General features: G+C 60.3%; 21 protein-coding genes and 5 tRNA genes. 9 read left to right on the plus strand and 17 right to left on the minus strand.

The genetic code is table 11. The features are described from left to right. Positions 1-575: 575 nt before the first annotated feature. Complete coding sequence (gene murA, locus HMPREF2806_RS05345; RefSeq protein ID WP_046649321.1) at positions 576-1,844, minus strand: UDP-N-acetylglucosamine 1-carboxyvinyltransferase; 1,269 nt, start codon at positions 1,842-1,844, stop codon at positions 576-578. Between the two features lie 21 nt (positions 1,845-1,865). Continuing rightward, on the minus strand, positions 1,866-2,705 hold the full coding sequence (gene ramA / locus HMPREF2806_RS05350) for an acetate metabolism transcriptional regulator RamA (RefSeq protein WP_046649294.1): 840 nt from the start codon (positions 2,703-2,705) through the stop codon (positions 1,866-1,868). Between the two features lie 253 nt (positions 2,706-2,958). On the opposite strand from ramA, the gene cysK reads away from it, so the two are divergent. Beyond that, a complete protein-coding gene (gene cysK / locus HMPREF2806_RS05355) occupies positions 2,959-3,897 on the plus strand; it encodes a cysteine synthase A (RefSeq protein ID WP_175973585.1) in 939 nt (312 codons plus the stop codon). Positions 3,898-4,011: 114 nt separating this feature from the next. Beyond that, positions 4,012-4,575 (plus strand): serine O-acetyltransferase EpsC, encoded by a 564-nt coding sequence (gene epsC / locus HMPREF2806_RS05360; protein ID WP_118779504.1) that lies wholly within the window; start codon positions 4,012-4,014, stop codon positions 4,573-4,575. Between the two features lie 18 nt (positions 4,576-4,593). Here epsC and HMPREF2806_RS05365 read toward each other — a convergent pair whose 3' ends face one another. From HMPREF2806_RS05365 to HMPREF2806_RS05385, 5 genes are all read right to left on the minus strand, one after another. Beyond that, positions 4,594-4,887 carry a GNAT family N-acetyltransferase gene (locus tag HMPREF2806_RS05365; protein WP_049157635.1) on the minus strand — a complete coding sequence of 98 codons (294 nt, stop codon included), beginning with the start codon at positions 4,885-4,887 and terminating at the stop codon, positions 4,594-4,596. Between the two features lie 98 nt (positions 4,888-4,985). After that, positions 4,986-5,058 (minus strand) — tRNA-Phe (locus HMPREF2806_RS05370). Between the two features lie 20 nt (positions 5,059-5,078). Then, positions 5,079-5,152: transfer RNA gene (locus HMPREF2806_RS05375), tRNA-Asp, on the minus strand. Positions 5,153-5,386: 234 nt separating this feature from the next. Next, positions 5,387-5,463, minus strand: a tRNA-Asp gene (locus HMPREF2806_RS05380). A 34-nt stretch (positions 5,464-5,497) separates the two neighbouring features. Next, positions 5,498-5,573: transfer RNA gene (locus tag HMPREF2806_RS05385), tRNA-Glu, on the minus strand. Between the two features lie 83 nt (positions 5,574-5,656). Here HMPREF2806_RS05385 and HMPREF2806_RS05390 point away from each other — a divergent pair. Further along, positions 5,657-5,989 (plus strand): metal-sensitive transcriptional regulator, encoded by a 333-nt coding sequence (locus HMPREF2806_RS05390; protein WP_046649297.1) that lies wholly within the window; start codon positions 5,657-5,659, stop codon positions 5,987-5,989. A 67-nt stretch (positions 5,990-6,056) separates the two neighbouring features. Here HMPREF2806_RS05390 and HMPREF2806_RS05395 read toward each other — a convergent pair. Together HMPREF2806_RS05395 and HMPREF2806_RS05400 are read right to left on the minus strand one after the other, a co-directional pair. Continuing rightward, positions 6,057-6,129 (minus strand) — tRNA-Lys (locus HMPREF2806_RS05395). A 90-nt stretch (positions 6,130-6,219) separates the two neighbouring features. Beyond that, positions 6,220-7,722 (minus strand): acetyl-CoA hydrolase/transferase family protein, encoded by a 1,503-nt coding sequence (locus HMPREF2806_RS05400; RefSeq protein WP_046649298.1) that lies wholly within the window; start codon positions 7,720-7,722, stop codon positions 6,220-6,222. Between the two features lie 176 nt (positions 7,723-7,898). Between HMPREF2806_RS05400 and dusB the strand changes: the two genes are divergently transcribed. Both dusB and phoU read left to right on the plus strand, forming a co-directional pair. Beyond that, positions 7,899-9,044 carry a tRNA dihydrouridine synthase DusB gene (dusB, locus tag HMPREF2806_RS05405; protein ID WP_046649299.1) on the plus strand — a complete coding sequence of 382 codons (1,146 nt, stop codon included), beginning with the start codon at positions 7,899-7,901 and terminating at the stop codon, positions 9,042-9,044. A 68-nt stretch (positions 9,045-9,112) separates the two neighbouring features. Beyond that, positions 9,113-9,841, plus strand: coding sequence for a phosphate signaling complex protein PhoU (phoU, locus tag HMPREF2806_RS05410; RefSeq protein ID WP_049157153.1), 729 nt, complete (start codon positions 9,113-9,115; stop codon positions 9,839-9,841). A 116-nt stretch (positions 9,842-9,957) separates the two neighbouring features. On the opposite strand, the gene pstB is transcribed toward phoU, so the two are convergent. The 5 genes from pstB to mshD form a co-directional block, all read right to left on the minus strand. After that, positions 9,958-10,731: a phosphate ABC transporter ATP-binding protein PstB gene (gene pstB / locus HMPREF2806_RS05415; RefSeq protein WP_046649300.1), complete on the minus strand. Its 774-nt coding sequence runs from the start codon at positions 10,729-10,731 to the stop codon at positions 9,958-9,960. 41 nt (positions 10,732-10,772) lie between these two features. Then, positions 10,773-11,690 carry a phosphate ABC transporter permease PstA gene (gene pstA, locus HMPREF2806_RS05420; protein ID WP_070511015.1) on the minus strand — a complete coding sequence of 306 codons (918 nt, stop codon included), beginning with the start codon at positions 11,688-11,690 and terminating at the stop codon, positions 10,773-10,775. 13 nt (positions 11,691-11,703) lie between these two features. Further along, complete coding sequence (pstC, locus tag HMPREF2806_RS05425; protein ID WP_049157156.1) at positions 11,704-12,753, minus strand: phosphate ABC transporter permease subunit PstC; 1,050 nt, start codon at positions 12,751-12,753, stop codon at positions 11,704-11,706. 143 nt (positions 12,754-12,896) lie between these two features. After that, on the minus strand, positions 12,897-14,006 hold the full coding sequence (gene pstS, locus HMPREF2806_RS05430) for a phosphate ABC transporter substrate-binding protein PstS (protein WP_070516633.1): 1,110 nt from the start codon (positions 14,004-14,006) through the stop codon (positions 12,897-12,899). A gap of 173 nt (positions 14,007-14,179) precedes the next feature. Then, the gene (gene mshD / locus HMPREF2806_RS05435; protein ID WP_070516635.1) at positions 14,180-15,094 is read right to left on the minus strand and encodes a mycothiol synthase; all 915 of its coding nucleotides are present in this window, start codon (positions 15,092-15,094) and stop codon (positions 14,180-14,182) included. A gap of 33 nt (positions 15,095-15,127) precedes the next feature. Between mshD and HMPREF2806_RS05440 the strand changes: the two genes are divergently transcribed. Next, a complete protein-coding gene (locus tag HMPREF2806_RS05440) occupies positions 15,128-15,964 on the plus strand; it encodes an LmeA family phospholipid-binding protein (RefSeq protein WP_070516637.1) in 837 nt (278 codons plus the stop codon). Here the strand turns inward: HMPREF2806_RS05440 and HMPREF2806_RS05445 are convergent. Next, complete coding sequence (locus HMPREF2806_RS05445; RefSeq protein ID WP_049157159.1) at positions 15,961-17,001, minus strand: diacylglycerol/lipid kinase family protein; 1,041 nt, start codon at positions 16,999-17,001, stop codon at positions 15,961-15,963. The genes HMPREF2806_RS05440 and HMPREF2806_RS05445 overlap by 4 nt on opposite strands. A gap of 63 nt (positions 17,002-17,064) precedes the next feature. Between HMPREF2806_RS05445 and HMPREF2806_RS05450 the strand changes: the two genes are divergently transcribed. After that, positions 17,065-17,739: a heme-binding beta-barrel domain-containing protein gene (locus HMPREF2806_RS05450; RefSeq protein WP_049157161.1), complete on the plus strand. Its 675-nt coding sequence runs from the start codon at positions 17,065-17,067 to the stop codon at positions 17,737-17,739. Positions 17,740-17,757: 18 nt separating this feature from the next. On the opposite strand, the gene HMPREF2806_RS05455 is transcribed toward HMPREF2806_RS05450, so the two are convergent. Then, positions 17,758-18,645, minus strand: coding sequence for an aminodeoxychorismate lyase (locus HMPREF2806_RS05455; RefSeq protein ID WP_049157163.1), 888 nt, complete (start codon positions 18,643-18,645; stop codon positions 17,758-17,760). Positions 18,646-18,675: 30 nt separating this feature from the next. On the opposite strand from HMPREF2806_RS05455, the gene HMPREF2806_RS05460 reads away from it, so the two are divergent. Together HMPREF2806_RS05460 and HMPREF2806_RS05465 are read left to right on the plus strand one after the other, a co-directional pair. Next, positions 18,676-19,737: a CAF17-like 4Fe-4S cluster assembly/insertion protein YgfZ gene (locus HMPREF2806_RS05460; RefSeq protein ID WP_070516638.1), complete on the plus strand. Its 1,062-nt coding sequence runs from the start codon at positions 18,676-18,678 to the stop codon at positions 19,735-19,737. A gap of 188 nt (positions 19,738-19,925) precedes the next feature. Next, the gene (locus tag HMPREF2806_RS05465) at positions 19,926-20,153 is read left to right on the plus strand and encodes a DUF3073 domain-containing protein (protein WP_049157167.1); all 228 of its coding nucleotides are present in this window, start codon (positions 19,926-19,928) and stop codon (positions 20,151-20,153) included. 111 nt (positions 20,154-20,264) lie between these two features. Here HMPREF2806_RS05465 and purM read toward each other — a convergent pair whose 3' ends face one another. Continuing rightward, a complete protein-coding gene (purM, locus tag HMPREF2806_RS05470) occupies positions 20,265-21,317 on the minus strand; it encodes a phosphoribosylformylglycinamidine cyclo-ligase (RefSeq protein ID WP_070516640.1) in 1,053 nt (350 codons plus the stop codon). Between the last annotated feature and the right edge of the window lie 9 nt (positions 21,318-21,326).

A 21,326-nucleotide genomic window follows, 5' to 3' on the forward strand; every position in this document is an offset into this window, starting at 1 on the left:
GTGAAAAGCCCAAACCTAACAAACAGACAAACCACAACAAACAACACCACAAAAAGCAATGCTGCCTGAACTGGCTATCCAAAAATTACATAAAGAAAAAATCCAACCAACCCCCAACCCGACGGGGCACAAAAGGAGGCTGGCCTAGTTAGAAGATTTAAATCAATATGCCCAAACAACTTAATATTATTTACAATGACGCCGCTTAAAGGAAAAGCGCCATCCGGCATACACCAACCGCGATACGCATACGGCGTATCGCAGCCAAAATGATAAAATCAACCAACACAAAAAGTACATTGGCACACTATTGAGTTCTCAAACATCATCCGCACACCACAACAAAAATTAACCAAACGTTAACCCCCTTGCGGCGGCCCGATCAACCTTACCCAACAAGCTCAACCAAAGTCAAACCCGCCGAACAAACATTGCCCGAACATCTACCACCAGTTAACCTCCCGGCTACCTCGCGGCGACTTCGATAAATATACGCACACCCCCAACAAACAACAAATCCCCAGGTAGTTCACCGAAACGGTGTGTTACATGGGGACGTCGCCAAGCACTGCTGCCTAGTAGAGCTCTTCCTCCTGAGTGCGCTCGATGGTCGCCCCCAGCGTTTGCAGGTTCTCTACAAAGTTGGGATATCCGCGATCGATGTGGAAAACATCGTGGACGGTAGTCGTCTCATCTGCACAGAGCGCAGAGAGCACCAAACCGGCGCCCGCGCGAATGTCGGAGCTCCAGACATGCGTTGAAGACAACCGCTCCTGGCCGCGGATGACAACATGGTGGCCATCCACCTGAGCGTCGGCGCCGAGGCGCAACATCTCATCGACGAATCGGAAACGGGACTCGAACACGTTCTCCGTAATGATGGAAGTACCTTCCGCAACCGCGGACAGTCCAATAGCGATGGGCTGAAGATCCGTTGGAAAGCCTGGGTAAGGCAGCGTTTGGTAGTCCACGGCGGTGGGGCGCCCATCCATACGCACGCGGAAGCCGTTGACATAGTCCTCAATATCGGCACCGGCCGACTTGAGCTTTTCCAAAGGCAGGTGCAGGTGCTTGGGAGCGATGCCGCCCACCGTAATATCTCCGCGCGTCATGACTGCGGCATAGGCCCACGTCCCGGCCACGATGCGGTCACCGATGACCTCGTGTTCCGTCGGCTGAAGCTTGTCCACACCGCGAATCGTGATGGTGGACGTACCTTCACCAGTGATGTCAGCACCCATTTCCTTAAGCATCAGGCACAGATCGACGATTTCCGGTTCGCGGGCGGCGTTGTGGAGCTGAGTTTCGCCGTCGGCAAGCACGGCAGCGGTAAGAATATTCTCTGTGGCGCCCACAGAGGGGAAATCGAGCTTGATGCTTGCGCCGTGCAGGTGGTCAACCTCCGCTACGACGGCACCGTGCTCAATACGCGTGCTCGCACCCATTTTTTCGAGTCCGGACTGGTGCATGTCCAAGGGGCGGGAGCCAATGGCATCTCCACCCGGCAAAGCCACCTTGGCGTGACCGCACCGCGCCGTCAGCGGACCTAGCACGCACACGGACGCGCGGAACTGCCGCACGGCGTCGAAGTCCGCGTTGGAGTGCAGCTCGGCCGGAGTGGTGATGCGCACTGTGTGGCCATCGATCTCCACTGAGCACCCGAGACCTTCGAGGACCTTGCGCATCAGGGGAACATCAAGAATTTCAGGACAGTTGGTCAGCGTGGTCGTGCCCTCCGCCAACAGTGCCGCAGCCATCAGCTTCAGCACACTGTTTTTGGCACCGTCCACCTTGACGGTGCCCTGCAGGCGCGCCCCACCGGAGACAATAAATTGGTCTTTCACGCCCACCCAACTTACCTACAATCAGGGCAGCGCGCCGATACGACGGGCCGCATTGACCGCTTCATAGCGGGTGTGGGCCCCCAGTTTGCGCATGACAGAACGCAGATAAGACTTCACCGTTTCGGCTCCGATGCCCATTTCCTCTGCCGCCTCAACGTTGGTGTGCCCCAACGCCACGCAAGACAAAACATCGAGCTCGCGCGCAGACAACTTGGTGGTCTGCTTCACGCGCACCGGGGAGACCATCTGGTCGCAGAGGGCTTCCAATTCCTTGCGGAGGTCCTCATCGTTGACGCGGTTAGCCAGCATCCGCAGCTTGGAGTGCGTCGAGCGCACCTGCTCCCATTCGGCGCCGTTCATCACGTGCCCGCGAGCGGCGCCGCCCTTGCCCCCATCGGCGCGGCGCAGTGCGGAATTAACCGCTAAATCCTGCTCGAGGCAGCGGGCGGTCATGGTGACCTCCTCGATGACCTTGTCACCCAAGCGGACCGGCGAATGAACACCAACATAAAGAACGCCGCGGATCTCACGCTGCACAGTCACCGGCACCGCCACGATGGAGTGCAGTCCCTCATCCTGGATGTAACGGTCGTTCTCGTGGCTGATCGTCGTGGCGCGGGTGTAATCGGATACACCTACAGCGCGGCGAGTGCTGACAACGCGCCCGCCGACGCCCACATTCGCGTCAATCACCAAGTTCTGCAAGGCCGGGGTGCGCAGACCTACCCAGTGGGTAATCTGCAAACGATTATCCGGCAGCAAGGTTCCGTACATCGTAACGGGAATTCCCGTTGCGGTCTTCAGCGACGATAGCGCTGCGCGTACGGCTTCGTCATCATCCTTGAGTCGGTGCGGCTCCATGAGGCTCTCTCTTACTCGGGGGTAACCAGCAGGTGCACCCACATTCCCCGCCTGAAACGGGGGTAGGTGAACACTATTTGCGAAGTATAACCGTCCGACGGGGGTAATTCTAAATCGCACCGCGCCCTACTCCGTCACCCCAAATCCCACATACCATGCCCGAATGCTCTGTTCAGAATTTATATACTACTTTGTCTAGTAGCGGGGTGTAAGGTGTCTGCTGTACATCGGAAGTTATTTACAAGGAGTCCACATCGTGGCTGTATACGACAACATTCTAGAAACCATCGGCGGAACCCCGCTGGTCCGCCTCAACCGTTTGACCGAGGGCCTCGGCGCCGAGGTGCTCGTGAAGGTTGAGTCCTTCAACCCCGCAAATTCCGTCAAGGACCGCATCGCCAAGGCGATTGTCGACACCGCCGTAGAAGCCGGCGAGCTGAAGCCGGGCGGCACCATCGTTGAAGCCACCTCCGGCAACACCGGTATTGGCTTGGCGCTTGTCGGCGCAGCCCAGGGTTACAAGGTCATCCTGACCATGCCGGAGACCATGTCTAACGAGCGCAAGGTGCTGCTGCGCGCTTATGGCGCTGAGATCGTGTTGACCCCGGGCGCTGCCGGAATGAAGGGTGCCGTAGAGAAGGCCAACGAAATTATTGCCGAAACCCCCAACGCGATCCTGGCTTCCCAGTTCGCTAATGAAGCAAACCCGAAGATCCACGAGGCAACCACCGGCCCCGAGATCTGGGAGGACGCCGAGGGCAAGGTTGATGCTTTCGTAGCCGGCGTCGGCACCGGCGGCACCGTCACCGGCGTTGGTCGCTACCTGCGCTCCCAGAACCCGGATACCTACTTGGTAGCTGTAGAGCCCTCCGACTCCCCCGTCCTGTCCGAGGGCAAGGCAGGCCCGCACAAGATCCAGGGCATCGGCGCTAACTTCGTCCCGGAGGTTCTGGACCGCGAGATCCTCAACGAGGTTCTCACCGCCACCACCGAGGAATCTGTCTCCACTGCCCGCAAGCTGGCCACCGAGGAGGGCCTGCTCGTCGGCATTTCCTCCGGTGCCAACGTCTCCGCTGCTCTCAAGCTGGCTGCACGCGAAGAGTTCAAGGGCAAGACCATCGTGGTTGTCGCCCCGGACTTTGGTGAGCGTTATGTCTCCACCATCCTCTTCGAGGACATCCGCGAGGCTTAGAGTTCCCAGCGTGGCTTTCCGCGGGGCGTCGCAAAGCGCACTGCGGTGAGCACCCCGAATAAAAGCGCCCTCTGTGCTAGGGGGCGCTTTTTCTTTCTAGATAGGATGGTTTGCATGCACATCTTGAAGATGATTCGTGAAGACCTCGCCAACGCGCGCGAGCATGATCCGGCCGCGCGCGGCGACGTCGAGAACGCCGTGGTCTACTCCGGCCTCCACGCTATTTGGGCGCACCGCATTGCCCACCGCATGTGGAAGCGTGGCTGGCGCGGGCCGGCACGCATCTTGGCCCAGGTGAACCGCTTCTTCACCGGAATTGAGATCCACCCCGGCGCCACAATTGGTCGGCGCTTCTTCATTGACCACGGAATGGGAATCGTCATTGGTGAGACTGCCGAGATCGGCGATGGCGTTATGCTTTACCACGGTGTCACGCTCGGCGGCCAGGTTCTCACGCAGACAAAGCGCCACCCAACGATCGGGGACAACGTGACCATCGGCGCCGGCGCCAAGGTGCTGGGCCCCATCACTATCGGTGAGGGCTCCGCAGTGGGCGCCAATGCGGTGGTGACGAAGGATGTACCCCCTCATCACACCGCTACGGGTATTCCCGCTAAGAACCGTCCTCGCAAGAAGGATGAGCGCATCAAGCTGGTGGACCCAGACTTCTACATCTAAGGGCGGCCGACTCCGTATTTAGAGGTTGCCCTCACGGTTAGTCAGACGCTGGTATTCAGGGTTCTTCTCAATAAACCGCGCCACGGCGCTGCACGTTGGGATGACTTGGCGGGCTATCGTCGAGTCATCATCCAACGCCGCCTTGATCAGAGGCTTGGACAGGCCTTGGCCTTGAAAAGACTCAAAAATTTCCGTGTGCGTAAATTCGCGCGTGGTGGCGGAGTCACTGTATTCAGCGAAGCCTGCTTCCTCGCCATCGACGGTGATGACGAAGCGGGATCGATCGGTTTGGTGCGCAACTGAAGTAGTCATGGTGCCCCATTAAACCAAAAAGCAGCAGACCACTAGAGCAACTCCGGGGGAACAAGGAAACAAAAGAGCCCCCTCCAGTACTGGAGGGGGCTTTCTTGTGGCCAGAGCCAGGATCGAACTGGCGACCCCACACTTTTCAGGCGTGTGCTCTACCGACTGAGCTATCTGGCCAGAAGCCACAAGGACTTCGGCGACCCTGACGGGACTTGAACCCGCGACCTCCGCCGTGACAGGGCGGCGCGCTAACCAACTGCGCCACAGGGCCATTTTCAATTATCTCTTGTGCGCTGGGCACGAATAAGTACTCTACACAAAGCTTGAGAAACACACCAAATCAGCATGTCATCTACGGTTTTTAGGAGTAAAGAAGTATCGTCCACGTGACTGCCACACAGCACCTAGACCTATCGGTCCCGACCCCGCCTTGAGTGGGCTATGACAAGCAAAACAATTCAAGCCTCGAAGCGTGTTTCTACAAACACCGCTCCGAGGCTTGGTATGGCGACCCTGACGGGACTTGAACCCGCGACCTCCGCCGTGACAGGGCGGCGCGCTAACCAACTGCGCCACAGGGCCATACATATTGACTTATGTACCAACACGTTAGTGTTGGTACCCCCAACGGGATTCGAACCCGTGCCGCCGCCGTGAAAGGGCGGTGTCCTAGGCCGCTAGACGATGGGGGCCCGTTGCCTTGAGGCAACTTTGTAAAAATATACTGGAGACATCCCTACTTAACCAAATCGCCCCGGCAGAAAGGCGGAAAACCATGGCTGACCAGCGCGATACTTGCTCCTGCCACGAGCCCGGCGTTCACGGCTACAACTCCGATAGCGAGCAAAAGGCAAAATACTTAGCGCGTCTCAAGCGCATCGAGGGCCAAACCAGAGGCATCCACCGCATGATTGCGGAAGACCAATATTGCATCGACATCATCACGCAGATCTCCGCGGTCACCTCAGCGCTCGAGAACGTCTCCCTAGCGCTGCTAGAAGACCACATAGAGCACTGCGTGGCAGGAGCCGCCGCCGAGGACGGGCAAGTAGCCACAGAGAAGCTAGAGGAGGCCATGCGGGCCATCCGGAAGCTCGTGAAGAGCTAGAGGAGCAAAGCCTGCTGAGTGGGCCACCCTACAACGCAAAAGAGCCGCCCGAAGGCGGCTCTTTCTGTGGGCCCTGCGGGGCTCGAACCCGCGACCTGCGGATTAAAAGTCCGTAGCTCTACCAACTGAGCTAAAGGCCCAACGCCCATCCATCTTAGTAGGTGACACTAAGGAAAAGGAAATGGCCCTCACCTCCAGCGGTAAGGGCCACGACCGAGCGGCATGAGCGATTAACCGCGCATGTCACCCTTCTCCATGAAGTTCACCTGGAAGTCAAAGGCGGTCTTCAGATCGTGCGGGGTGTGCTGGAACTTATTAGCCTTGGCACGCTCGTAGTATTCCTCAAGCAGCGGGCGGTAGTCCGGGTGCGCCACGGCGATAACCTTCTCCACGCGCTCCTTCGGAGCGAGACCACGCAGGTCCGCCACACCGTACTCGGTGATGATGACCATGGTGTCGTGCTCGGTGTGGTCGGTGTGGGACACGAACGGCACGATGGCGGAGATTGCGCCATCCTTGGCCACCGACGGGGAGACGAAGGTGGAGATGTAAGCATTACGGGTGAAGTCACCGGAGCCACCGGTACCGTTCATGATGCGGGAACCGGAGACGTTGGTGGAGTTGATGTTGCCGTAAATGTCGCCCTCAATCATGCCGTTGGAGGAGATCAAGCCAACGCGGCGAATAACCTCCGGGTGGTTGGACACCTGCTGTGGGCGCAGGATGATGTGCTTGGCGTAGCGCTCAGCCTCAGCGTTCATCTTGTCCGCGTACTCCGGGGACAGAGCGAAGGAGGTAGCGGAGGCGACGGTCATCTTGCCGGCGTCGATCAAATCGAGCATGCCGTCCTGGATAACCTCGGTGTACGCCTGAATGTTTTCAAACTTGGAGTCCAGCAGGCCGGCCATCACAGCGTTCGGGACGTTGCCCACACCGGACTGCATGATGAACTTGTCGTACTCAAGGCGGCCAGCAGCGACCTCGCCCTCGAGGAACTCGATGAAGTTCGCAGCAATCTTCTCGGAGACCTCATCCGGAGCCTTGAACGGTGCGTTGCGGTCCGGAGCGTCGGTCTTGACCACTGCCACGACCTTCTCTTCTGGGATCTCAATGTAGGTGGTGCCAACACGGTCGGCCGGCTTGGTGATCGGAATGGGCTGACGGTTCGGCAGCTTCTCAATCCGGTAGATATCGTGCATGCCCTCAAGGTTGAGGGACTGCCACTCATTCACCTCGATGATGATCTTGTCGGCGGCCTCAATGTATTCGAGGTTGTTGCCCACGGCCGAGGACGGAACGATGTTTCCGTTCTCGTCGATACGCACGGCCTCAATAATGGCTACCTGGAAGTCACCGTAGAAGCCCTCCTCTACCTGCTGACCGGAGTGCGAAAGGTGGATGTCCTGGTACAGCGCGGAGCCGTCGTTGAAGCGTCCACGCAGAACTGGGTCGGAATTGTACGGGGAGCGGAAGCGGATGGCGTTAGCCTCAGCCAGCACGCCGTCGCAGTCCGGGGCAGTCGAAGCGCCGGAGAAGACGTCAATCTTGAACTCTTCACCCGCCTCGTGAGCCGCCTTTGCCTTTTCCGCGATGGCGGTAGGCAGGGCCTTGGGGTAGCCAGCACCAGTGAAGCCGGAGATTCCCACACGGTCACCGTGATTGACGAACTTAGCTGCCTCGTCAGCGCTCATAACGAGCTTCTCAAACGGCGCGTATGCAATTCTCTCAGACATGAGTCCTCCTTTTATGTGCAGAAAAGACCTAGGTTACGGTCCTTTCCTATTAGTTACATGCACCACACTAGCGAATCGGTGGCGAATTTACCGCACTCTGCCCCAAACCGTGTGCACCCCTCACTTTTTTCATCAGAATTTGCCACCCTAGGCTTGTTCCGCGCACAATTGGCGGCGTGACTCTTGCTATCGGAAACATCCAGCTCAACTCCCCCGTTGTCCTCGCCCCTATGGCGGGCGTGACCAACGTGGCCTTTCGCGTGCTGTGCCGCGAGCAAGAGATAGCGAAGACCGGAACCGTCTCCGGCCTCTACGTGTGTGAAATGGTCACCGCACGCGCCCTCGTTGAGCGCAACCCAAAGACCTTGCACATGACCACGTTTGCCCCCGAAGAACAGCCGCGCTCACTGCAGCTGTACACCGTCGATCCGGAGTACACGTACAAGGCGGCCAAGATGATCGTGGACGAGAACCTCGCAGACCACATCGACATGAACTTCGGCTGCCCGGTTCCCAAGGTCACGCGCCGCGGCGGTGGTTCTGCCCTGCCCTATAAGCGCCGTTTGTTTGGCAACATTGTCGCTGCGGCCGTCAAAGCCACGGAGGGCACGGACATTCCAGTCACCGTCAAGATGCGCGTCGGCATCGATGACGAGCACAAAACGCACCTCGACGCCGGCCGGATCGCCGTTGCTGAGGGTGCCGCGGCCGTCGCTCTCCACGGTCGCACGGCGGCCCAACGCTACTCCGGCCACGCCGACTGGGGAGAGATTGCCCGCCTCAAGGAACACCTAGCGGATACTGGCATTCCCGTCTTGGGTAACGGCGATATCTTCAAGGCAACCGATGCGCACGACATGATGGAGCAAACGGGATGCGACGGCGTCGTCGTAGGCCGCGGCTGTTTGGGCCGCCCCTGGCTCTTCGCGGAGCTCTCCGCCCACCTGCGGGGTGAGCCGGTGCCGCCGGAGCCCACTTTGGGGGAAGTCACGCAGATTATGATTCGCCACGCCGAACTGCTGACACAGCACGAAGGCGAGCGCCAGGCCAGCCGCGATATTCGCAAGCATATTGGGTGGTACCTCCGAGGCTTTCCGGTGGGCGGCCAGGTACGCGCGGGGCTTTCTCGCGTCAATTCCTTGGAGGATCTGCGCGAGCTATTGGCGCCGTGGGCGGACTCGCCCGCGCTTGCCGACGACGCCGATGGCGCCCGCGGCCGCCAGGGTTCACCCGCCAAGGTGGTCCTGCCCGAAGGGTGGCTCGATGATCCGGAAGATGCCACGGTTCCGGAAGGCGCGGAGATCATGCACTCCGGAGGCTAGGAGCAGAACCTGCCTTGATCGTGTTGCCCGACAGGCACTAGACCAATAGTTGGGCTAAAGTACGTGGCATGCGCGCAGCTTACCGTGAACAGTTGGATAACTTTGCCCATGATCTGATCATCATGAGCACGACCGTCCATAGGTTGATGACTCTTGCCTCCCAGGCATTAATCGAGGCTTCCCTGCAACCAGCTGAGGAGGCCGTGTCGCTGCGCGATGAACTGGATGAGGTCCGCACGCGCTGTGAAGACCGTGCGGTGTCCCTTCTGGCCTTGGAGAACCCTATGGCCAAGGACCTACGCCAAGTGATCTCCTCCATCTATATTGTGGAAGATTTCTACCGCATGGGCCGCCTATCCCAGCACATTGCAACGAGCGCGCGTCGCCGCCACCCAGAGCCGGTTGTACCGGCAGAAATCATGGGCTATTTCGAGGAGTACACCCGCCTCGTCCTCGACATGTCTGCAGGGCTCAAAGACATCCTCATCACCCGCGATCCGGAGCTCGCGCTGCGCCTGACCGAAGATGACGATGCCGTGGATGACATCAACCATCACCTGCTGCGCATGCTGACCCAGCGGGAGTGGAAGGGAACGGTGCGCCAAGCCGTGGAGACTTCGCAGCTGTCACGCTACTACGAGCGATTCGCAGATCATTGTGCCGCCGCTGCCGGGCGCATCATCTACCTGGCCACGGGCTTGGACCCGGATCGCTATATGCGCAAGCGCGACCAGGAGCAGCGCGACGCCGAGATGGAAGCCCGCATGGCGGAGCTCGAGCGCCAATTCCGCAACTAGGCAGGCGTGTGGGCGTGGGTGATCCACCCGGCTCGATCCGAAGCACAAGAAAGCCGGCGCCTCTCCTAGACCTTAAACAGGTGAGAGAGGGCGCCGGCTTTGGGCACTAGTGGCATTTAGCCGAAGCGGCCAGAGATGTAATCCTCGGTGTCCTTCTTGGACGGGTTTTCGAAGATCTTGGTGGTGTCATCGAACTCGACGAGGTGGCCCGGCTTGCCGGTGGCCTCTAGAGAGAAGAAACCAGTCTTATCGGACACGCGGGCTGCCTGCTGCATGTTGTGGGTCACGATAACGATGGTGAAGTTTTCCTTCAGCTCGTGGATGAGGTCCTCAACAGCCAGGGTGGAAATCGGGTCCAGCGCCGAGCACGGCTCATCCATGAGGAGAACCTCCGGCTCCACGGCAATCGCACGGGCGATGCACAGGCGCTGCTGCTGACCACCCGACAAGCCGCCGCCCGGCTTATCCAGACGGTCCTTCACCTCGTCCCAGAGGTTAGCGCCGCGCAGGGACTTCTCGGCGACTTCCTTGAGCTTCTTCTTGTTCTTCTCACCGGACAGCTTCAGGCCGGCGACAACGTTGTCCTCGATGGACATGGTCGGGAACGGGTTGGCCTTCTGGAATACCATGCCGATGGTGTTGCGGACAGACACCGGGTCAACCTTGGAGCCGTAGATGTTCTGTCCATCCAAGAGGATCTCACCCTTGACGTAGGCGCCGGGGATGACCTCGTGCATACGGTTGAGGGTGCGCAGAACGGTGGACTTACCGCAGCCGGAGGGGCCGATGAAGGCGGTGACGGCCTTCGCCGGAATTTGCATGTTGACATTCTGTACGGCGTGGAAGTCACCGTAGTAGATGTTCACGTCGTTGAGCTCAAGCTTGGACATGAGTAGTGCTCCTATTGGGGGTAGGTGGAAAGTGAATACGGTTACTTCTTGACGGAGAACTTCGCCGAAACGATGCGCGCGCCGATATTGAGAATCGCGATGAGGACAACCAACGTGAGGGCGGCGCCCCACAGCTTGTCCAAGACAGCCGGATCAGCACCGGACTTGTACATATCCAGCATCATCAGTGGCAGCGAGGACTGCGCGCCCTTGAGGGCATCCCAGTTGATGGAGGACGTAGAGCCCACCAACACCAGCACCGGCGCGGACTCACCCATGATGCGGGCCACGGCGAGCATGATGCCGGTGACGATGCCGGAGAGAGCGGTCGGCAGAACGATGCGGGCGATGGTCTTCCACTTCGGTACACCGAGGGCATAGGAAGCCTCACGCAGGTCCATGGGGACCACACGGAGCATCTCCTCCGTATTGCGGACCACAATCGGAATCATCAGGAGTACCAAGGACAGCGCCACAGCCATACCGGAGCGCTTGAAGCCGAACAGCGTAATCCACATGGCGAAGATGAACAGTGCGGCCACGATGGAGGGCACACCGGACAGAATGTCCACCATGAAGGTGGTGAGGCGGCTCAGGGGGCCACCGCGGGAGTACTCCACAAGGTAAATCGCGGTAAAGATACCAATCGGAACCGAAATAACGGTCGCGATGATGGTCTGAACGAACGTACCGATGATGGCGTGCAGTGCACCACCGCCGGCTTCAGTATCCAGGATGCCGCGCTGGGATTCGGTCCACCACTCGGGGCTCAGGACAGCACCGGAACCGCGAACGATGAGCTCGAAGAGGACCCACAGCAGCGGAATCATGGCGATGATCATCGTCGCCCACACGAGAACGGTGGCGATGTTGTTGGTGGTCTTGCGGCTCGAGGAAATATCCAGGAAGGTCGGGCCGGAAGAAGCCGGGACAGAGTTAGAGGTTGTAGTCGTAGTCATCTCTGTTCCCTCCTTACTTGCTCTTCACGATGGAACGGGCAATTGCGTTGACCACGAAGGTCAGAAGGAACAGCATGAGGCCTGCAGCGATGTAGGCGCCGGCACGCATCTCATTACCGAACTCTGCGGCCGCCAAGGCAATGGCGGTGGCGAAGGTGGTACCGCCATCGAACAGCGAGAAGCGGAAGTCGACCAACGGGGAGACAACCATGTACAGCGCCATGGTCTCACCCAGCGCGCGACCCAGGCCCAGCATCGAGCCGGCAATATAGCCGGACATACCGAAGGGAAGGACCGTCATACGAATAACTTCCCAGCGGGTGGCGCCGAGTGCCAAGGCAGACTCGATCTGGCCCGGAGGGGTCTGCACGAAGACCTCGCGGGCGGTAGCGGCGATAATCGGCAGGATCATCACTGCCAGCACGATGCCACCGGTGAGGACGTTGCGGCCCGTCGCAAAGTGCGGGGAGTTGTCATAGACCTTGAACAGGAAGAAGCCACCTGCCCAGGAGTGCAGCCACGTGTAGAAGCCGGACAATGCGGGGCCGAGAACCTGCCAGCCCCACAGGCCGTACACGATGGACGGCACGGCAGCGAGCATGTCGACGAGGAAGCCCAGCGGCTTCACCAGCTTGGCTGGTGCGTAGTTGGACAAGAAGATAGCAATACCGAGTGCTACCGGCATCGCGATGATGAGAGCCACGATGGAAATCAGCACGGTGTGGCCGAACATGGTCGGAATACCGAACTTCATTGCGTCGGTATCGGTGGTTTCCCAACGCTCACCGTAGGTGAAGAAACCTACGATGCCGCCCTCGTTGACGGCAAGGGAAGGGACCGCTTGCCACACAAGGAAGACTGCGATGGCAGCGATCATCACCGTGATTAGCGTGGCGGACGCAGTGGACAGGAATTCAAAGACACGATCGCCCGGGCGCTTGACACCCGTTTTAACGGCCGGAGTAGGGGCAGCATCAGCGGTGGATGCATGCGCGCTGGGACGGATCGCCGAAACGGCATCCTCCTTCGTGGATGACGCTGTGGTGAGATTATTGTCTGCCATGAGACTAGGGAATCCTTTTCAACGGGATCAATGAAAAATGCGGGACACGCTACCGCCCCCAAAGCGCTCGTTAACGGCGGATTGGGGGCGGAAGTGTGTATGTAAACGGCAACTACGGAACTAAGGCCCGCAGTCAGCGGCGCTTACTGGATAGCGTCGACAGCTGCCTTCAGGCGCTCGAGGTGGTCACCAGCAACCGGGATGAAGCCTGCGTTCTCCAGCTCGTCATTCTGGTTGTCCAGAACGGTGTTGAAGAATGCCTTCACCAGAGCGGAGGTTTCCTCATCGTAGCCAGCAGAGCAGACGATGTTGTAAGTGGTCAGGATGAGCGGGTAGGCGCCCTCGTCGTTGGAAGCAAAGAGCTTGTCGGAGTCAACAACCATGTTGTGCTCGGAGCCGGTGTCCTTGAAAGCAAGGTGGTCCAGAGCAACACCGACGGACTCAGCGTTGAGCTCAACCGGGCCGTTGCCGAAGTCAATCTTGGCAATCTTGACGCCATCGGCTTCCTTCTGGTGAGCGTAGCCAGCTTCAACGTAGGTGATAGCACCCTCGATGGAAGCGACCTGGTCAGCCACACCGGAGGAACCGTTAGCGCCCTCACCAACAGCATCCGGGAACTGCTTGCCCTCGCTGTCCCAGTTGCCGGTAGCGGCGGTCAGGAACTTCTGGAAGTTGTCGGAGGTACCGGACTCATCAGAGCGGAAGATAACGGTGATGTTCTTGTCCGGCAGGTCGGTGCCCTCGTTCTCAGCCTTGATGGCGTCATCATTCCACTTGGTGATCTCGCCCTTGAAAATCTTAGCCAGGGTGTCGGTGGAGAGGTTGACCTCGGTGTCACCCAGGTTGTAGGCGATAGCAACCGGGCCGATGGTGGTCGGCAGGTGCCATGCATCGTTGCCCTCGCAACGCTCCTTAGCAGCCTCAACCTCACCCTTGTCCTCCTTCAGGGCGGAGTCGGAACCAGCGAAGTCAACGGTGCCACCGTTGAAGGCCTTCACACCAGCGCCGGAACCGGAGGAGGTGTAGGAGAAGTTAGCATCCGGGTACTCGTTCAGGAAGGCCTTCTCGAAGACGGACATTGCGGACTTCTGGGAGGAAGCGCCCTCACCAGAGAGGTCACCGGAGACCTCTACGGAGTCGGAGCCGCCATCGGCGGAATCAGACTCGTTGGACTCGGAGCAGGCAACGAGAGCGGTGGAGGTGGCGGCGACGATGCCGAAGATAGCGGCAGTGCGCTTGAAGTTGCGAATCACGGGGAACCTTTCCGGTACGGATACAAGAGAATGATTTTTCGAGGAAATCGCCCCCTACCCTCTCCAAAGGCAAGCGCGATTAACTCACGGGAAGTAAAGCTATATGCGGAGGGTTAACCCCACAGGGATCAAGAGGTGAACAATCGGTTAACTTGTACCAAAAGGCGGTGAGACTAGTCACTTTTCGCCCAGACGCAGTGCTCCTCCGCAGTACCAAAGCCGAGCTTCTCATAGGCCTTTACTGCCGGCTCATTGTCCGCCTCGACGTACAAGATGACCTTGTCCGCTCCTTTAGCGACCATGCGCTGCAAGCCAGCGGTGAGCAACGGGCCGCCGAGCCCGCGCCCGCGATAGGCCTCGCTCAGCCCCACAACATAGACCTCACCGAAGGCTGGGATGTCCTCCTCATGCCATTTCAGCCAGTGAAAGCCGGCCATGGTTGGGGCACTGTGCTCACCACCGTGCGAATCCCACAGGAAGAGCACGTCGGCCGGATCGAACCATTCGGCTTCCATCCCGCGGTGTAAACGCTCCAGGTCCCACCCACCTTGCTCTGGGTGCCAGGAAAAAGCCTCGTTGTTGGCTCGTAACCACTCCGCCTCGACGTACTCGCGCCCGAAACGCTCGACCGACTCCGTGTACGTGCAGATCTCTAGGCCTTCAACCTTTGCGGACGCTTCCTCCGCCGCGCGTAGGTCCCGTCCCTCAATAGCCATGACGAGCAGGCGCCTGACGACGTTCATCCCGTTGCGCTTCGCCAGCGCCTGGGCGGCCGGGAGGTTGCCGTGTGCCCAGATCTGGGGGGAGGTTGGGAGGGCGTCGACAAGTGCCTGCCCCACCCCGCGCCCGCGGTGTTCGACGTCGACGACGAGCTCTACCGTCTGCCCTTCGACGGCAGCCACACCTGTTATCTCACCGTCTTCGAGTGCGAGCAGGTGGCGGTGCCCAAGGCGACCATCTCGCAGGCCGACCACAAACTGCTCGGAGAACGGCGCATAACCATCGTGCGTTTCGGCACGTGTGGCCAGCTCCTCCACGCGCTGTGCCAAATCCGGATTCTGCGGCAGGGTAAGGGTCTCAATATTCATGTTTCCCAGCTTACGTGCGGTAGTAATAGAAGGGTGACCGTCATCTACCTCAGCCGCCCCGTCGTCCGACTCGCCGCCGTCGCGGGAGTGGTTCTGACCGCATGGCTGGCGGATTCCGCGGTGGCGATGCATGCCGAGCACACCGTGGCCCAGAAGGCGAAAGCCAGTTCCCAGCTGGAAAATAGCCCCAGTGTGTACATCGGCGGCGTTCCTTTTACCCTCGGCGCTCTGACCAAAGAGGTTCCTTACCTCGAGGTCAACTCCTCCGATGTGGAGGTTCCCAAGCTCGGGATGGTCAACGCTTCCACGACGCTGCGCGATATCACCATTCGTCCCGAACAGCTCTTCAGCGGGGACCTAGAAGGTGCACCGGTCTCCACTTACACGCGCAGCATTAGCATCGACGGAGTAGCCCTCGGCCGCCTGCTGGGCATTACGGACCTATCCATCGCCAACCCCGATGACATGTCCCCCACCGGCGGCCCGTCTGCCGAAGCTGAGCTCACCGGCACGCTACCGGGAGACACCACCAAGTCCACGGCGACGGTAACGTTGCGCCTCGTTGGGCCGGAATTTCGCATGAGCGTCTACGGGACCGATGATGAGCGCCTCAAGAAAGCATTCGGGCTGGTCTTGGATACCCGTCAACTACCGTTGCCTGCCCAGGCCACCTCCGTGAAGCTGCACGGCGGTTCCATTACGTTCGAGGTGCAGCGCCGCAACATCACTTTGAAGACGGCGCAGCTCTCCCCTCTCGAAATCGATGGGTCGGAGGAAAAGGCCGTCGAGGATGCAGCGCAAAAGGCACAGGACACCGCCAACGAAGTAGGCAGCGCACCGACGACGCCGCCGAGTTGGCGTCAAAACTAGTTGATTCGAACGAGGTCGCGCAGGATCCTGCGCACGTTACGGTGTATGGGCGGGGCCGGATCGGTAGGAGCGAAGACTTCCAACGCGTCTGCCTCCGATTCCAGATGCACCTCCGTGAAGGTTCCCTCCGACTCTCCGTCTGCCTGGAAGCGGTGCGGCTTCGGGCACACCAAATCCACCTCGACGGCATCCTCAAAGTGCAGCGTTCGGGCATCCGTGACCTTATTCAGCCAGTGGCGGTGATCCACGCCAAAGAGGTGGAGCACGCCCACAAGACCATCAATGCCACCGAGGTCTGACACCCCGAAGAGGCCAAGGCCTTGGTCGAAAGAGTTGCGCGGATTCGTCACCACCGGCAGCGGTCCGAGGAAGGTCCACGGGTTGGTGTTCGAGGTGAACATGACGGGCACGTCATCAGCCGAGAAGGTGTCTCCCGAGCCGGAGCGCGCACGCACGCTAATGCGCGGTGGGCGAATGCGGGCGCGCTGATAGGCCTGAAAGGCCACGGCCAAATAGCGCAACGGGGTAGCTGCAAAGCCCATTTCCCGAGCACGGTCCACGCGAGCGAGCACGTCGGCATCCAATCCGAAACCAGCATTAACCGCGAACCATCGGTCATTCCACACTCCCAAGGACACGGTGCGGCGCGTATTGCGTTCCAGCATCCGAGCCAGCACGTGTGCTGCCTCGACTGGAGTATTGGGGAAGCCGAGGGCGCGGACGAAGACGTTGGCGGAGCCCGTGGGAATCACCGCGAGAGCCGGAATGTCCTGGGGGCTGGGACGTTCCGCGGAATCTGCGGGGCCTAACAGCCCGTTCACAATTTCGTTCACCGTGCCATCTCCCCCGAAAACCAAGATGACATCGAAGTCTTCCTTGGTCATGCCCCGCACCATATCCTCCGCGTGCCCCGGGTAATGCGTAAAGCGAGCAAGCAGCTGCAGCCCCTCCACGTCCCGAATGACGGGCAGAACCTCGCGGAAGAGGGCCGAATTCTGGCTCGTGGAGTTCGGGTTTGAGATCAGCAATGCGCGCATGACCCCCTAGACTACTGGAGCCTAGTGGTTTCCGCGGCGCCCCCACGACTACGCTGGGGCAGCATGAGCGAACAGACGAATAATGAGAATCACCCGGAAAACTCCCAGCCGGAGAACGGCAAGATTGATGGCAACGCAGCCGTCAACCAAGCCGCGGAAGCATGGAAGGATGCTGCCTCCCGCAACATCCCCACCGTTGATGTAGCAGAGAATCCTTTGCCCGATGAGACGGCAAACCTGCGTCAGGGTCCGTCGCTGCACGATGGACTCTTGGGGCTTCTCCCCCTCGTCGGCGTGTGGCAGGGCGAAGGCCAGGCCCACAGCGCCGACGGCGAGCAGTACGCCTTTGGCCAGCAGCTCATCATCGCCCACGACGGTGAGAACTACCTGACCTACACCTCCCGCACCTGGAAGATCGATTCCGAGGGCAACCCGGCGGGCCCGGACGTGCGCGAATCCGGATTCTGGCGCATCTCTCTCAAGGACGAGATTGAGATGACCTACACCTCCTCCAATGGTGTCAACGAGATCTTCTACGGCTCCCTGTTCAACGAGCGCGCTTGGCAGCTGGAGTCCGCCTCCACCATGGTGACGGAGACAGGCCCCGCCAACCTCGGCCCCGGCAAGCGCATGTACGGCCTGATGCCGAACAACAACTTGGGCTGGGTCGATGAGCGGCTTGTCGACGGCGAAATGCGCCCCTTCATGTCCGCTGAGCTCACCCGCGTAGCAGGCTAGCTAGCGGCATAAGGGAATCTAGCGGGCCAGGGCGGCGTCGATCAGCGCGCGTATTTCTTCTGCGTTCGCCGGCGCCTTGAGCTTCGTGTCATCGAGGCGCGTCACCCGCACCGCTGTGCGCACCGAGGAGACCAGCCACACCGAGTCAGCCTCCTCGAGGTAGCTCAGGTTGAGCTCCTTCGCCTTGCAGCGATATCCCTGTTCTGAGGCGTATTCAAACAGCGCGGCCTGCGTGGTTCCGGGGAGTATCCCCTTACCCGCGGGGGTGCGCAGCTTGGTTCCCTTAACCGCCACCACGGTTGAGGTAGCCCCCTCCAAGACCTGCCCCGTGTCGGGGTCGGTAAAGATCACATCATCAAATCCGCGCTCGCGGGCCAGCCGCAGCGTGGCCATGGTTGCCGCATAGTTCAACGTCTTGGCCGGCAGCTCCTCCGCCACCTGCCACAATCGCGGCGTACTCATGACCTTGACGCCCTTCGCGCGCTGCGCCACCACATCCTCCGGGATTTCCTGAACCGCAACCCAGGCCGTGGGCACCCCGGTGGAGGCCCGGCCGCGGGTATAGGTCCACGTGCACTTGGCTTCGAGCGGCGAGCCACCCGTGTCCCCCGCGCCGGCGGGACCATAAAACTCGGCGATAGCCAACGCGGTGGCTTCCTCCCACTTGTGCATCGGCGGCTCCGGCAAATTCAGAGCCTGGGCGGAGTGCCGGAAGCGCTCCGCGTGGCGGGGAAGGTTCGCCGCCTTGCCATCACGCACTAGAAGGGATTCAAAAATCCCGTCTCCGCGCGTGACCGCGGCATCATCCCAGTAGACCAACGGTAGGTTCGGCATGTGGCGCCGCACCGATCCCCCAAACGGCTCCACGACGTAGATGACCGGCTCTTTTCTGCGCTGAAGGCTCATAGCCCCGATTATGCCCTACCATCGGAGGGCGTGAGTTACTCTTCGCCACTTCTTTCCCGGCCCGGAGCCGCTGAGTTCCAGGGCACCACGCTCGTCGATGTCTCCGGGGTCCCCTGGCACTACGGCAACCCCCTCGTCGAGCAGCGCGCGGTGGAAACAGGTTCAGCCGTCATCGACCGCTCCCATCGCCGCGTCATCGCGGTTTCTGGGCCCGATGCCCGAGCCTTCCTGAATAACCTCCTGAGTCAAAAGCTCGATGACGTGGACGCCGGCTTTTCCGCAGGTGCCCTTGACCTCAATATTCAGGGCCACGTCCTGCACCACATGGATCTATCTTTCGACGGGAAAACCTTCTACCTCGATGTGCCGGCGGCGCAGTTCGAGTCTTTGCGAGATTTCCTCACCGCCATGGTGTTCTGGTCCCAGGTCACCGTAGAGGAAGTAGACGTGGCGGTCATCAGCGTCCTCGGTCAAGCGCTGGACAAACCTTCTACGGCCCTGGTGGAGAGGCCCGTGCACTGGCCGGGCTACCCGCGCCAGGACTTCCTCGTGCCGCGGGACAAACTAGACGCAGCGGTGCAAGAGTTGGAGGCCCAGGGCGGAAGCTTAGCGGGGCTCATGGCTTTTACCGCCGAGCGCGTGCGGGCACGCGAGCCCGAACTAGCCGCAGATCTCGATGCAAAGACTATCGCCCACGAGGTTCCGCATTGGATCCGGCGCCGCGAGGAGCAGCCCGCGTTCGTTCACTTGGACAAGGGCTGCTACCGCGGGCAGGAGACCGTCGCGCGCGTAGAAAACCTTGGGCGCTCTCCCCGTTTATTGGTGCTGCTCTACCTCGACGGCTCCGCCCCGGAGCAACCGGAGAGCGGAGCGGATATCACGTCGGGCGGGCGTCGCGTGGGCAGGCTCGGCACCGTGGTGGAGGACTGTGAGTATGGCCCCATCGCGCTTGGTCTAGTAAAGCGCAGCGCCCTCGACCATGGAGAGCTGGCCATTGGTCCGGTAGCAGCATCGATCGAGCCGGATTCCATCCCTGTCGATGAGGGCCCGAAGGCCGGCCGTGCCGCTGTGGATCGCCTGCGCGGAAAATAGTGGCGTATTACACAATGGACTGTTTGCCGCAGGGTGGAGCACTTTTCAGCACACCGCTAGGGGGTAGTTCGGAATTTTTTCGTCACACAGGCTATGGTGTCTTACAGGAACATACACATATCTGACTAAGACGATGGGGCGGCCAAGAATCCCTGGACCGCCCTACACACCTCAAGGGGGTCATGCACATGGGACGCGGACGCGCCAAGGCAAAGCAGACCAAAGTTGCACGCCAGCTGAAGTACAATTCGCCCGAGATGGATCTGGATTCGCTCCAGCGTGAACTCGCCTCACAGAACTCCAAGCGCTCCAGCAATGAGGACGAGGATCAATACTCGGAGTACGCGGACTACGAGGACTATGCGGATCGCTGGGACTCGGACGAGTGGGATGAGGATGATTCCGAAGAGCGCTAAGCGCGTGAATCACTTCCCCATTCTGTACATGCACAGCACGTAAGCGAAGGGCCGGAGATGCCTCCCCTCTTAGTGAGGGGCGCCTCCGGCCCTGTTCCTTTTCTTCAGAACCTAGAACCCTGGGTGCTCGCCGGTCATGAGGACGCGCGGCTCGCCGTCTTCGGCGACGCGGACGGTGCCCAGCTCCCATGCCTCAACGTGGCGGGCGGTCATCATGGCCAACGCACGCTCACGGTCCTCCGGCGCAACGACGGCGATCATGCCAACGCCCATGTTGAACGTCTTCTCCATTTCCTCGAGAGCAACCTTGCCCACGGAGGAGATGGTCTTGAAGATCTGGCCCGGAGTCCACGTCGAGCGATTAACCTCAGCGGTCAGGCCCTCCGGGATCACGCGCTCGAGGTTGCCCGCGAGGCCACCGCCGGTGACGTGGCAGAAGGTCGACACCGCGCACTCCGATACCAGCGCCAAACAGTCCTTGGCGTAGATGCGAGTAGGCTCCAAAAGCTCCTCACCGAGGGTGCGGCCCAAGTCTTCCATGTAGCCATCGAGCGGCAGACCGGCCTGCTCCAGCAGCACGTAGCGCGCCAAGGAGTAGCCGTTGGAGTGCAGGCCAGAGGACTTCATAGCGATAAGGACGTCGCCGTCACGTACCTTGTCGGGGCCGAGGAGCTCATCGGCCTCCACCACACCGACGGCGGTGGCGGAAACATCGTACTCATCCTTGCCCATGACGCCTGGGTGCTCAGCGGTCTCGCCGCCCAGCAGCGCTGCACCAGCCTGCACGCAGCCCTCGGCAATGCCCTTGACAATGTCCGCGACCTTTTCCGGAACAACCTCACCCACGGCGATGTAGTCCTGAAGGAAGAGCGGCTCGGCGCCGCACACGACGAGGTCATCCACGCACATGGCAACCAAGTCGATGCCGATGGTGTCGTGCTTATCCATGGCCTGAGCCACGGCCAGCTTGGTTCCCACGCCGTCTGACCCGGCCGCGAGGACCGGCTCCTTGTACTCGCCCAACTTAAACAGACCGGCGAAACCGCCAAGCCCGCCCATGACCTCTGGGCGGGAGGCGCGCTTGGCATGCGGGGTGATTAGCTCAACTGCGCGGTCGCCTTCCTCAATGTTGACGCCGGCGGCAGCATACGTGTTCTCGCTCATGAGTGACTT

It is taken from the genome of Corynebacterium sp. HMSC076G08 (genome assembly GCF_001811515.1).
Taxonomy (GTDB): domain Bacteria; phylum Actinomycetota; class Actinomycetes; order Mycobacteriales; family Mycobacteriaceae; genus Corynebacterium; species Corynebacterium hiratae.